The sequence below is a fragment of the Synechococcus sp. BS55D genome (assembly GCF_004332415.1).
GTDB lineage: Bacteria > Cyanobacteriota > Cyanobacteriia > PCC-6307 > Cyanobiaceae > Synechococcus_C.
This window is the reverse complement of the sequence record NZ_PHQT01000004.1, coordinates 104,265-117,326: the sequence shown is the minus strand read 5'-3', so window position 1 is coordinate 117,326 and position 13,062 is coordinate 104,265. Positions and strand designations below refer to the sequence as shown.

Here is a 13,062-nt window from a genome sequence, read left to right as displayed (position 1 = left end):
GGTCTGCAGCGACATTGAGTCTGATGGCGCTGATCCGACAGCTGTGGACCTTCAGGGCAGAGGGATCACTCATCGCTGAGCAGCCCCTCTTCCTGCAGACCCTCGAGGGCCTCAGCATCGACCACCTGCTCCTCCGCCAGCTCATCGTCAGCAGCGGGACGGGCGAATGCCGCGAAGTTGCTGGCCGCGGCATCGATGCCATGACGACTGCGGGTGGCTTCCAGATCTTCCTCACTGGGATCATCGAGCACTGCAGAGGCGCTGGCTGCAGGGGCAGCGGGCATCTCCACGGTGTAGTCAGGCCTCAGATTCTGCATGCGTCGGTAACCAGCAGGGTCCTCGGACAGAATGTCGGGGTGTGGACCAGCCTCAGCCCGCAGCTCCTCTTCGAAGCCGCTGAAACCGGTGCCTGCGGGGATCAAGCGACCGATGATCACGTTCTCTTTGAGACCGCGCAGCCAGTCGCTCTTGCCTTCGATGGCTGCTTCCGTAAGAACCCGGGTGGTCTCCTGGAAGGAGGCCGCCGAAATGAAGCTGTCGGTGTTGAGCGAAGCCTTGGTAATACCGAGCAACACAGGGGTGAATTCCGCTGGAGCTCCACCGGTGATCGCCATGGCTTGGTTCGTGTCTTCCACCTGACGCAGCTCGATCAGCTCGCCAGGAAGCAGGGTGGTGTCTCCAGCATCTTCGACCCGCACCTTGCTGGTCATCTGACGGACGATCACCTCGATGTGTTTGTCGTCAATCGAAACGCCCTGTGATTTGTAGACGTTCTGAACCTCATTGACGAGGCGGTGCTGCAGTTTGGCAATCGCCTCTTGGGCGGCCTCCATCAGCGGCTTGCGGCTGCGCAGATCCTCGAAGAAACATTCCAGCAACTCATGTGGGTTGATCGGCCCATCGGTAAGCAGCTCACCGGCATGCACTTGTTGACCATCGCTGACCATCACGTTGCGGCCCAGCAGGATCGGATATTCAGAAATCGCATCATCCGCCTCAATCACTGTGACGGTGGTGGATTCATCGTCCTCACCCTGCTTGATCTCAACGGTGCCAGGCTTCTTGCAGAGAATCGCCGATTCCCGTGGTCGACGGGCTTCCAGCAATTCCTCAATCCGGGGAAGACCCTGAACGATGTCACCGGTCTTCTGCCGCTCGAACACCAGGAGGGCGAGACCGTCTCCCCGCTGCACCAGGTCACCATCACGCACGTGCAGAAGGGAATCGGGCGAGATCATGTAGGGGCGGCCGAGTCGGAGGGTGATGCTGCTGCCATTCACGGCCTCCACCTCACCGCAGCAACCAGCCGGCTGACCTGCAGCAATCTCGTCACCATCGACAACTCTCTGCCCCACGCTGACCAAGACGGATCCCTTAGCCGTGAGGGTTGTGGTGTCCTCCTCTCGCTCGACGATCAGACGACGAACCGGTTCGCCATCCTGCTCTTCAGGCATCTGCACCACACCCTGCTGCTTGCAGAGAATCTGAGTCGTAGCCACCACGTCACCAGCCTTGATCGACTGGCCGTCCTCCACCTGCAGCTCGGTGTGAGTCGAACCATGGCTGGAGTCGGAGATGGTGTCACGACGCACCAGGATGCTTTCAAGAATCACCAGCTGAAGACGTTCGATCGTCTTGGCGCGCTTGTCGGGCACAGCCTCAACGTCCACGGTCATCTGCGGAGTGGTGTCAAAACTTTCCAGCATCAACTGGGTGCGAAGGAGCTCCACACCTTCCACAGACTTCACCAGCTCGCCATCCTTAAAGGCGAGTCGCTGGCTGGCTTTTAGCCCCAGGTAGGGCCCCTTGGCCTGCTTGACATGGCTGAGCTCAGGAAGCTGAGCCTCATTGGGAATGGTGTATTCCTCAACAGGGCGGAGCAGAAGGCCCATGCCCTCCGGGGTTTCCACCGACTGCACAAACACCATGGCATCGCTGCTGATGCCCTTAGCGATCGTTTCGCCGGGATTCACCATCACTCCATCACCCTCGAATCGCTCAAGGGCCTTCTTGTCGGAGCAGAGGTGGAAGCTACCGCTGCGCACAATGATCTCGCGCAGGATGTCGTTCTTCTGAGTGACCGTGACGATGCCGGCGGTCTGGCTGAAGATGTCTTTCACAACCTCAGTGCCAGCCTCGATCCACTGGCCGTCCTCAATCATCAACAAGGAGATGTCCTTGTTGATCTCATGGGTTTCCTGAGGGACCCACAGCATGGTCCCGCCCTTGCTCACCTCATATCCGTTCTTGGCGGAGCGGGCTTTTTTGATTGCCAGCCCTGGAGCAAAGCGCACCAGGCCACCGGTCTGGGTACGGAAGCGATCATCGGCGAGTTCAGCCACCACTTCACCGGAACCGATCTTGCTTCCAGGAATGGTGTTGAGGCGATAGCGGGTGCCGTCCTTGGCCTCGAGATGCCAGATCTCTCCAGCATGGGTGGACTCTCCCAGAAGCTTGAAGTCCTTGAGAGTCATCGCCGTGGTGACGATCTGAACCTCACGGGAATCACCGAGGGAGTCGCGCAGACGCACATCGCCGCCATACTCACTGGCCTGGCTGGCCTCAGCGAGCACCTGGCCCTCGTGGACCGGGGCGGAAGGCTTGACCACAGGGTGTGCGTTGGGGGGCAGGTTGTAGACATCACCTGCCAGCACCCACATGCGACCCAACCTCTGGGCCTTGCGGGTGATGTTGCCCTGACGGTCGGTGACCTCCCTGGGCTGAATTGCTTTCTCATAACGCACCTGACCGGCGAGATCACAGATCACGTCTTTGGTGGCTTTCTCAACGCTCTTCTTGACCGCACCAGCGGCAATCTGAGCAACGGTCACATCAGAGGCGATGACCTGGCCGTTGTCGACGAACAGGAGCGAACCGTTGGTGATCTCGATCTTCTGGGGCTTGCCCTTGCCACTGGGCTGAATCGTGAGGGTGAAGTCCACCTCTGCCTGTTGGGCGTTCACACCATGGGGGGTGCGGTACGGACGAACCCGAGCCTTGGCACCGAATTCAACCGTGCCCTCGAGCTTCGAACGCACCACACCGGTCTCGGCCGTAGACACACCACCGGTGTGGAAGGTGCGCATCGTGAGCTGGGTTCCGGGTTCACCAATCGACTGAGCCGCAATGATTCCCACCGCTTCTCCGAGATCCACCAGCTCGTTATGGGCCAAGGCCCAGCCGTAGCACTTACGACAAACGGAGCGATTGGCTTCACAGGTGAGGGGTGAACGCACGCTGACCGCAGCGACACCGGCCTTCTCAAATGTTTTGGACAGAGGCGGATCAATCTCGGTGTCGCGCTCCGCCAGCACCGTTCCTTCAGCGTCGAGCACCTGATCGGCAGTCAGACGTCCGATCAGACGGCTGCCATAACGACCATCCTCCGCTTTAACGAGGATCGAACGCGTGGTGCCGCAGTCGTCCTCACGCACGATGACGTCCTGAGCCACATCCACCAGACGGCGGGTGAGATAGCCCGAGTCAGCCGTCCGCAGTGCCGTATCCACCAAACCCTTACGGGCTCCATAGGAAGAGATCACGTATTCGGTGACCGTCAGCCCCTCGCGGAAGTTGGTACGAATTGGGAGGTCGATGATCTCCCCCTGCGGGTTAGCCATCAGGCCGCGCATGCCCACCAGCTGACGCACCTGGGACATGTTTCCCCTGGCGCCTGAGTTGGCCATCATCCAGACCGAGTTGAGGGGGTCGTTCTGGTTGAAGTTCTTCTTGACCGCATCCACCAGACGCTCATTGGTCTCCGTCCAGGTGTCGATCACCTTGGTATGACGCTCAACCTCCGTGATCTCCCCGAGGCGATAAGACTCCTCGGTGGCGGTGATCAACTCCTCGGCCTGTCCAAGCAGATCCTGCTTGGCCTCAGGGACTTTGAGGTCGTCGACAGAGATTGAAACGGCCGCCTGAGTGGCATAGCGGAAGCCCAGATCCTTGAGCTGGTCTGCCATTGCAGCGGTGGCGGCAGTGCCATGGGTCTTGTAGGCCCAGGCCACCAGCTGCTTGAGGCCTTTCTTATCCACCACCCGGTTGCGGAACGGGGGTGGGGTCTTGGCCAAAGGGGGAGTCACAGCAGCAGGAGCTGCCTGCTTGCCTTTAGCGGCCTTACCGGAAGACTTACGGGATTTGGAAGGGGTGGAGGTCATGACAGCGCTCGGTTCGAGAATCGGGGAAAAGTCGTTGCGAAAAAGGGCGTCAGGTGGCCGCCACCGCGTCGATGATCGTGTGGTTCATGACCACGCGTCCGACGGTTGTGAGGATGTAGCGACTGATCAGGGCACCGTCCTCATCGAAACGGTCGCGCCGGAAACTCCACTGCTCAAAGCGGGTTCCATCGCTGAGGGTCTCACTCTTCAAGGGTTCATCACGCTCTTCGTCGTCTTCAACTTCACCGCTAAAGCGAACCCAAACCCAGTCGTGCAGACCAATGCGCTTGTCTTCGAAGGCATGAATCACATCCTCGAGGCCCGCGAAGGTGCGGGAGCGATCACCAAAGTCCACAGGCTTTTGATCGGGCTGTAGTGCCGTCAGGTAGTAGGCGCCAAGCACCATGTCCTGGGACGGCGTGATGATCGGCTCGCCCGTAGCAGGAGACAGGATGTTGTTGCTGGCAAGCATCAGCATGCGCGCCTCGGTCTGAGCCTCAATGGCCAGAGGCACATGCACAGCCATCTGGTCACCGTCGAAGTCAGCGTTGAAGGCCGGACAAACGAGCGGGTGCAACTGAATGGCACGGCCATCAACAAGCTTCGGCTCGAAAGCCTGGATGCCGAGTCGGTGCAGGGTGGGCGCTCGGTTGAGCAGGATCGGGTGCCCCTCAATCACCTCCTGCAAGACCTGCATCACCTCATCGTCTGCACGCTGGATCAGCTTCTTGGCCGCCTTGATGTTGTTGACGATGTTCTGGCGGATCAGGCGATGGATGACGAAGGGCTGGAACAGCTCGATTGCCATCTCCTTAGGCAAACCGCACTGGTGCATCTTCAGCTTCGGACCGACCACGATCACGGAACGACCTGAATAGTCGACGCGCTTACCAAGGAGGTTCTGACGGAAGCGACCTTGCTTGCCTTCGATGATGTCGCTGAGGGACTTCAGCGGTCGGTTATTCGCACCAACCACTGTGCGGCCCCTGCGACCGTTGTCGATCAAGGCATCGACCGCCTCCTGGAGCATCCGCTTTTCGTTGCGGACGATGATTTCGGGGGCGAGGATTTCCTGAAGACGCGCCAACCGGTTGTTCCGGTTGATCACGCGGCGGTAAAGGTCGTTGAGGTCAGAGGTGGCGAAACGGCCGCCATCCAACTGCACCATGGGTCGCAGATCTGGCGGGATCACAGGGATCACATCCAGCACCATCCACTCCGGACGGGCGTTGGTGGCGATGAAGTTGTCGATCACCCGCAGGCGCTTGATCAGCTTGGCCCGCTTCTGGCCTTTGCTACCGGCGATTTCCTCGCGTAGCTGCTCAGCGACGGCCTGAAGCTCTAGGTCTTCGAGCAGCTGCTTGAGAGCCTCAGCACCGATGCCCACAACGGGCTCGTTCTCAATCTCAGAATCCTCGGCGTAGATCTCATCTTCGATCTCCAGCCACTCGTCCTCGGTCAGCAGCTGCTTGTACTTGAGGTCCTTGTGATCACCCGGATCGAGCACCACATAGCAGTTGAAGTAGACGATCTGCTCCACATCCCGCAGGGGCATGTCGAGAAGGATGGCCACATAGCTCGGGATGCCCTTCAGGTACCAAACGTGGGACACCGGAGCAGCCAGCTTGATGAAGCCCATGCGGTGACGACGCACCCGGCTCTCGGTCACCTCAACGCCGCAGCGCTCACAAACGATGCCGCGGTGGCGCACCCGCTTGTACTTGCCGCAATGGCACTCCCAGTCCTTGGACGGTCCAAAGATCTTTTCGCAAAACAGCCCGTCCATCTCGGGCTTCAGCGTGCGGTAGTTGATGGTTTCAGGCTTGGTGACCTCACCCACCACCTGTCCATTAGGCAAGGTGCGCTGACCCCACTCCATCACCCGATCGGGGGACGCGAGCGTGATCTTGACGTAATCGAAGTGGTTCTCGGTGCGGAGGTTGCTGTTGGTCATTGACGGTTAAGGGAAGAGAGGGGGTCTGTCGGTTCGATCGTTCGGTCCGTCAGTCCTCGTCGTAATCCGCGACGCCGAGGGATTCATAGGTGGGCCTACTGGGCGTGCTCCGGCGGGGATTCACGTCCTGCATCAGATCCACTTCCTTGCCTTCATCAGTGAAGACCGCGATGTCCAGTCCGAGGGACTGAAGTTCGCGCATCAGCACCTTGAAGGATTCCGGGGTACCAGGACGGGGGATCGGCTTGCCCTTGACGATGGCGTTGAGCGCCTCATTGCGGCCCTGCATGTCATCGGATTTAACCGTGAGCAGTTCCTGCAGGGTGTAGGCGGCGCCGTAGGCCTCGAGCGCCCACACCTCCATCTCACCCAGACGCTGACCACCCTGCTGGGCCTTACCACCAAGGGGCTGCTGGGTCACCAGGGAGTAAGGACCCGTCGAGCGAGCGTGGATCTTGTCGTCCACCAAGTGAACGAGCTTCAGGAAGTGGGAATAGCCCACTGCAACAGGCTGGTCAAAGGGTTCACCGGTGCGTCCATCACGGAGCAGCAGCTTGCCAGGATCATCCGGGTTGTAAATCCAGTCTTTACCGGGCTGGCTCGCAGCCTCCTTCAGGAAGGCCTCCACGGTCTGCTGAGATTTCTCAGCTCCATACATCTCATCGAAGGGAACCACCTTGACCCGACAGTCGAGATTGGAGGCGGCCCAACCCATCAAGAGCTCAAACACCTGTCCGACATTCATGCGGCTCGGCACACCCAGGGGGTTGAGCACGATGTCCACCGGAGTGCCATCGGGCAAATAGGGCATGTCCTCCCGAGGAAGGATGCGGCTGATGATGCCCTTGTTGCCATGGCGGCCAGCCATCTTGTCGCCAACCTGGATCTTGCGACGCTGCGCCACATACACCCGCACCACCATGTTGGCGCCCGGGGGCAGCTCATCCCCCTGCTCACGGGTATAGATACGAACATCCACGACGCGGCCGCGCTCAGTGCTGGGAACGCGCAGGGAGTTATCGCGAACGTCGCGAGCCTTCTCCCCGAAGATCGCACGCAGCAGCTTCTCTTCCGGCGGCTGATCTGACTCACCTTTCGGAGTCACCTTGCCCACCAGGATGTCGCCGCTCTCCACAAAGGCGCCGATGCGAATGATGCCCATCTCGTCAAGATTGCCGAGGCTTTCCTCAGCAACATTGGGAATCTCGCGGGTGATCTCTTCAGGGCCGAGCTTGGTCTGGCGTGCTTCGATCTCGTACTTCTCGATGTGCACCGAGGTGTAGAGGTCGTCATTGACCAGACGCTCACTCACGAGAATCGCGTCCTCGTAGTTGTACCCCTCCCAGGGCATGTAGGCGATCAGCACGTTCTGGCCGAGCGCGATCTCGCCGCCCTCACAGGCAGAGCCATCAGCCAGCACCTGACCGACGATCACCGGATCACCCTGACGCACGATCGGTCGCTGATTGAGGCAGGTGTCCTGGTTGGAACGCTGATACTTCTGCAGGAAATGGGTGTGATCCGTTCCCTCCTCGTCGCGCACGACAATCGCGGTGGCATCGACGAAGGTGACCGTGCCGTTGACCCGGGAGATCGGCACCATGCCGGAGTCGCGTGCCACCTGGGTTTCCAAACCGGTTCCCACAAGGGGGCGCTCGGGTCGGAGCAGAGGCACGGCCTGCCGCTGCATATTCGAGCCCATCAGGGCACGGTTGGCGTCGTCATGCTCCAGGAAGGGGATCAGGGAGGTGGCCACAGAAATCACCTGGACAGGTGAAAGCTGCACGTAGTCGACCTGCTCCGGGGGGACTTTCTCAAAGTCCTGGCGGTAACGCACTGGGATCAGATCGGCGAGGATGCGACCGTCTGAATCGGTGGCCACGTCACCAGGGGCGACACGACACTCGTCCTCCAGATCAGCGGAGAGATAGATGGGATCTCCCTGCTTGAGAACCACGCCGTTCTCAACCTTCCAGAAGGGGGTCTCGATGAACCCGTACTCATTCACCCGAGCGTGGGTGGCCAGGGAATTGATCAAACCGGCGTTGGGACCTTCCGGTGTCTCAATCGGGCAGAGACGGCCGTAGTGAGAGGGATGGATATCACGCACGGCAAAGCCGGCGCGCTCTCGGGTCAGACCGCCTGGGCCCAGGGCCGAGATCCGGCGCTTGTGGGTGAGCTCAGCGAGGGGATTGGTCTGATCCATGAACTGGCTCAGCTGGCTGGAGCCGAAGAACTCCTTGATCGCCGCCACCAGGGGCTTGGGATTGACCAGCTGGGCAGGAGTGAGGGAGTCGGTCTCTCCGACAGTCATCCTCTCCTTGATGATCCGTTCGAGGCGGTTCAGGCCCACACGCACCTGGTTTTGCAGGAGTTCTCCAACCGAGCGCACGCGGCGATTGCCCAGGTGGTCGATGTCATCAAGGCTGGCCCCGCCGACATCGAGCTCGAGGTTGATGAGGTAATCGATAGTGGAGAGCACGTCCTCGTGGGTGAGGGTACGGACCGCATCGGGAATCGTGAGGCGGAGCTTTTTATTGATTTTGTAGCGACCGACGCGACCGAGGTCGTAGCGCTTGGGATCGAAAAAGCGGGTCTGCAGCAGCTGCTGACCACCACTGACCGAGGGGGGCTCACCGGGGCGAAGCTTCTTATAAAGCTCAAGCAGAGCCTGATCCTCCGAGCTAATCCCTTCGTCGTTGGCGGCCTCAATCGACTTCTTGTAGTACTCCGGATGACGGAGCTTATCGATCACATCATTATCCGAAAGACCCATGGCACGCATCAGGACGTGCGCGTTGATCTTGCGGGTTTTATCGACCCGGACATGCAGCAGGTCGTTCTTATCGGTCTCGAACTTCAGCCAGGCGCCACGATTAGGAATCACGCTGGCGTTGTAGGTGCGACGCCCGTTCTTATCCATTTCATCTTTGAAATAGACGCCGGGGCTGCGCACGATCTGGTTCACAATCACGCGCTCGGCACCATTGATGATGAAAGTGCCGCGCTCGGTCATCAGGGGCAGCTCCCCGATAAAAACCTCCTGCTCCTTGATTTCACCGGTCTCTTTGTTGACCAACCGGCAGGTGACATACATCTGTGAAGCGAAGGTCGCATCACGACGCTTGGCCTCTTCCACATCGTGGCGAGGGCGCTTGAGTCGGTACTCGCTACCGACGAAGTGCAGCTCAAGCTTGCCGGTGTAATCCGTGATCGGAGAAAAGCTTTCCAGCTCCTCGATCAGACCTTTGTCCAGGAACCACTTAAAGCTGGCACGCTGCACCTCCACCAGATCGGGCAGGTAGGTGGCGGTCTTGGCGACCTGAATCGCGCTGCTGCTCATGCGGAGACCTGCAGAAGGATGGAGGGACAAAAGGCCTGAAGGTCAGCCGCTGAATTCCACGAGCTTTGATCACCACAAGGCTGCGGCACCTCCTCGCCACGGGGAGAAGGCACCGCTGAAGGGGTCTCAGAGATCTCGGGAACGAACGGCGGACGTCGTCAATGCACCGGAAGGGAGTGGACGCTTCGGGAGCCGCTGCGCAGAATCTGCGCAGCGGCCAGGCCAATAAAACATCTTACACTTCTGCTCCGCCCTCGCCCGAAAGCGCTGGTTTCAGGGCAGAGCGAACAATTGACGGGCATTGGCGGTACTTCGCTCAGCCACCTCCTCCACGGTCTGCCCACGCAATTCAGCGACCCGTTGAGCCACCGCAGCCACAAAGGCAGGTTCGTTGCGCTTGCCTCGCCTGGGCACAGGGGCAAGAAATGGACAATCAGTCTCAACCAGGAATCGATTGTCCGGCACCTGTCGAGCACAGGCGTGAGTGACCTCAGCCTTGGGGAACGTCACCGTGCCACTGAAGCTGATGTAGAAGCCAAGCGCCAAAAACGCCTCCATCTCTTCAGGGGTACCACCCCAGCAGTGCATGACCCCCCTCGGGCAAGCACCACGAGCTTGACGCTCCTGCAGCTCACGCAGCATCGGCTCAGCGGCATCGCGGCAGTGAATGATCACCGGGCGGTCAAGCTCAACCGCCAGATCAAGCTGGGGCCTCAGCACCGCCAACTGCTCATCGAGATTCTGATCGTGGTACAAATCGAGACCGAGTTCACCGATGGCCACCACTCGGGGATCATCAAGAGCAGCGCGGCGCAACAATGCCGCGGTGTCAGACGTCCAGTGCTCCGTATCCAGTGGATGCACACCCACCGAATAACGCATCTCCGGGAAGCGATCGGCAAGGGCCCGGATCGCCGGGATTTCAGAAGGCTCGACGCAAGCATGAAGCAGAGCCACCACCCCGGCCTCTCGCCAGCGCTGTGACACCTCGTCGAGATCCGCGTCGAAATTGCGGAACACGATGTGACAGTGACTGTCGATCAGCGAAAGAGTGGACACAAGGACCGGAAACGCGCCTTCCGGTCCATTTTGCAGAGTTGAACCTTGGAGCGATGCTCAGCTGGCGGTGGCTGCCGGCTCAATCGCCTTTTTCACAGCCTCGGTCAGCCGGGACTTCTGGTGGGCGCCGTTGTTGCGATGCAGAACACCACGCTTCACAGCCTTGTCAATCTTGCTGAAAGCAGCATTCATGCTGGACTGAACGGTGGCCTTGGCATCGTCGCCGGGCTTCTCGGCATAGGCCGAACAGGCAGTGAAGCAACGCTTCATCAGGGTGCGCAGTGCCGACTTGTACGACTTGTTCTGCAGACGATTGCGCTCGGCAATCTCAACGCGCTTTTTTGACGACTTGTTATTGGCCACTGAGGCGGATCGGGTTCGACAATCTTCAACCTTAGCCCACAGGAGTTCTCCCGCACTTCATCCTTCGGACGGGAGCAGCGGGTTCTAGCTTGATCAGATGCCATTGCCTCAGAGCCCCCGCCGATGACCCAGCCGAACCGTGAGGTTCCCTCCAAGGCCAACATCCAGCTTCGCTGCCTCCATGACGCGGATCAGGCCGCTGCCTTGCTGGATCAGATCGCAGGGCGAACCGGCGGTGATGCGCAGCAGCAAGCACAGGCCACTGTCGAAGGGATCCTGACGCGCGTGCGACGAGACGGCGACCAGGCTTTGATCGCACTGACCGAGGAATTAGACGGTTTCAAGCCCGAGCCCATTCAGCTGGATCCAGCTCTGCTTGAAGAGGCATGGAAGCGAACACCGGCCGATCTCCGGGACGCTCTGGACTTGGCCCATCGCCGCATTCAGGATTTTCACTCCCGTCAGAAACCCCAGGACCTCGACTTTGAGGGGGTCCATGGTGAGCGTCTCGGACGTCGATGGCGCCCCGTACACCGGGCGGGACTCTATGTCCCAGGTGGACGCGCTGCTTACCCAAGCACTGTGTTGATGAATGCGGTGCCTGCAGGCACTGCCGGGGTGGAACGTGTCGTAATGGTCACTCCCGCCGGCCGGGATGGTTGCGTCAATCCAGCGGTCTTGGCCGCTGCCCACATCGCAGGAATTCAAGAGGTTTACCGTGTGGGTGGTGCCCAGGCGATTGCCGCCCTTGCCTTCGGCACCGAAACGATTCCACAGGTCGATGTCATTACAGGGCCAGGAAATCTTTATGTGACCCTGGCCAAAAAAGCGGTGGTTGGGCAGGTGGGAATCGATTCCCTCGCCGGTCCCAGCGAGGTGCTGGTCATCGCAGACCACACAGCCGCAGTCGCCCACGTCGCTGCCGACCTGCTGGCCCAGGCCGAGCATGACCCGCTGGCTGCCTCCGTGCTGCTCACGACGGAGCCAGCCCTCGCAGCTGCATTACCGGCCGAACTGGAACGTCAGCTCTGCGATCACCCCCGCGAGAGCATCTGCAGGCAATCCCTGACGAACTGGGGACTTGTTGTGGTCTGCGACAGCCTGGAAAGCTGTGCCCGCCTCAGTGATCGCTTCGCACCCGAACATCTGGAATTGCTGGTGGAGCGCCCTGAGGCCCTGGCGGATCGCATCCGCACGGCAGGGGCGATCTTTATTGGCTCATGGTCACCGGAGGCGGTCGGCGATTACCTCGCAGGCCCGAACCACACCCTGCCCACCTGTGGAACAGCCCGTTTCAGTGGGGCCCTGAGTGTAGAAACCTTTATGCGCCATACCTCCCTGATCGCCTTCAACAGGGCAGCCCTGGAAGCCACCGGCGGAGCCGTCATGGAATTGGCCCGCAGCGAGGGGCTGCACAGCCATGCCAACTCGGTGTCGGTGCGGCTCAACGCCTGACGAGATCTCGTACACCGGCCACACCGTCACTGATCTCACCAACCAGCACCTGATCGGTGATGTTCACGAACAGGCCGTTCTCCAACACCCCAGGAAGATTGTTGATGCCCTGCTCGAGTCCAGCCGGATCGCTGATGCCACCTTCAAATTTCACATCCAGCACCAGGTTTCCCTGATCGGTGACCACTGGACCGGCCTTCTTCACTGCCATCCGCAGTTCAGCCTCTCCCCCCATCTCGGACAGCTGTGCTTTGACCTGGCGCCAGGCGCCTGGGAGCACCTCCACAGGCAACAAAAAGCCGAGGTTAAGGGTGTCCACCAGCTTGGTGGAATCAACCACCACCACAAACCGGTCGGCGCGAACAGCCACCAGCTTTTCCTGCACATGGCAGGCTCCGCCTCCCTTGATCAGCTGAAAAGAAGGATCGACTTCATCAGCCCCATCGATGGCCAGATCGATGCGATCCACAGCATTCAGGCTTTGCAGGGGGATCCCAAGCTCTGCCGCCAGAACCTCCCCTTGAAACGAGGTGGTCACCCCGACGATCTCCGTGAGTTCACCACGCTTCAACTTGGCACCAAGGGCCTGGATCATCAGGGCTGCCGTGGAGCCTGACCCGAGCCCGACCACCATGCCGCTCTGGATCTGCTCTGTGGCAGCAGCAGCCACAGCCTGCTTCATCTGGGTCTGAAGATCCACCGTCGTTGGTCAGAGACTGGCGAGACCG

7 protein-coding genes are annotated in these 13,062 nt (G+C 60.1%); 1 reads left to right on the top strand and 6 read right to left on the bottom strand.

All coding sequences use genetic code 11. The features are described from left to right. Nucleotides 1-65: 65 nt before the first annotated feature. The 5 genes from CWE16_RS09880 to rpsT form a co-directional block, all read right to left on the bottom strand. Nucleotides 66-4,160 carry a DNA-directed RNA polymerase subunit beta' gene (locus CWE16_RS09880; RefSeq protein ID WP_131456773.1) on the bottom strand — a complete coding sequence of 1,365 codons (4,095 nt, stop codon included), beginning with the start codon at nt 4,158-4,160 and terminating at the stop codon, nt 66-68. A 49-nt stretch (nt 4,161-4,209) separates the two neighbouring features. Further along, nucleotides 4,210-6,114: a DNA-directed RNA polymerase subunit gamma gene (locus CWE16_RS09875; protein ID WP_131595097.1), complete on the bottom strand. Its 1,905-nt coding sequence runs from the start codon at nt 6,112-6,114 to the stop codon at nt 4,210-4,212. A 49-nt stretch (nt 6,115-6,163) separates the two neighbouring features. Next, nucleotides 6,164-9,457 (bottom strand): DNA-directed RNA polymerase subunit beta, encoded by a 3,294-nt coding sequence (gene rpoB / locus CWE16_RS09870; protein WP_131595095.1) that lies wholly within the window; start codon nt 9,455-9,457, stop codon nt 6,164-6,166. 273 nt (nt 9,458-9,730) lie between these two features. Beyond that, on the bottom strand, nt 9,731-10,516 hold the full coding sequence (locus CWE16_RS09865) for a TatD family hydrolase (RefSeq protein WP_201737990.1): 786 nt from the start codon (nt 10,514-10,516) through the stop codon (nt 9,731-9,733). Between the two features lie 57 nt (nt 10,517-10,573). Next, nucleotides 10,574-10,879 (bottom strand): 30S ribosomal protein S20, encoded by a 306-nt coding sequence (gene rpsT / locus CWE16_RS09860; protein WP_131595091.1) that lies wholly within the window; start codon nt 10,877-10,879, stop codon nt 10,574-10,576. Nucleotides 10,880-11,002: 123 nt separating this feature from the next. Here rpsT and hisD point away from each other — a divergent pair, with 123 nt between their 5' ends. Next, a complete protein-coding gene (gene hisD, locus CWE16_RS09855) occupies nt 11,003-12,334 on the top strand; it encodes a histidinol dehydrogenase (RefSeq protein WP_131595089.1) in 1,332 nt (443 codons plus the stop codon). Here hisD and rpiA read toward each other — a convergent pair. Then, nucleotides 12,324-13,016, bottom strand: coding sequence for a ribose-5-phosphate isomerase RpiA (gene rpiA, locus CWE16_RS09850; RefSeq protein ID WP_131595310.1), 693 nt, complete (start codon nt 13,014-13,016; stop codon nt 12,324-12,326). The genes hisD and rpiA overlap by 11 nt on opposite strands. Nucleotides 13,017-13,062 lie beyond the last annotated feature (46 nt).

Bases quoted from the DNA above. Each gene is read 5' to 3' on its own strand.
- CWE16_RS09880 (WP_131456773.1), bottom strand. From the start codon at position 4,160: ATGACCTCCACCCCTTCCAAATCCCGTAAGTCTTCCGGTAAGGCCGCT.
- CWE16_RS09875 (WP_131595097.1), bottom strand. From the start codon at position 6,114: ATGACCAACAGCAACCTCCGCACCGAGAACCACTTCGATTACGTCAAG.
- rpoB (WP_131595095.1), bottom strand. From the start codon at position 9,457: ATGAGCAGCAGCGCGATTCAGGTCGCCAAGACCGCCACCTACCTGCCC.
- hisD (WP_131595089.1), top strand. From the start codon at position 11,003: ATGACCCAGCCGAACCGTGAGGTTCCCTCCAAGGCCAACATCCAGCTT.
- rpiA (WP_131595310.1), bottom strand. From the start codon at position 13,016: ATGAAGCAGGCTGTGGCTGCTGCTGCCACAGAGCAGATCCAGAGCGGC.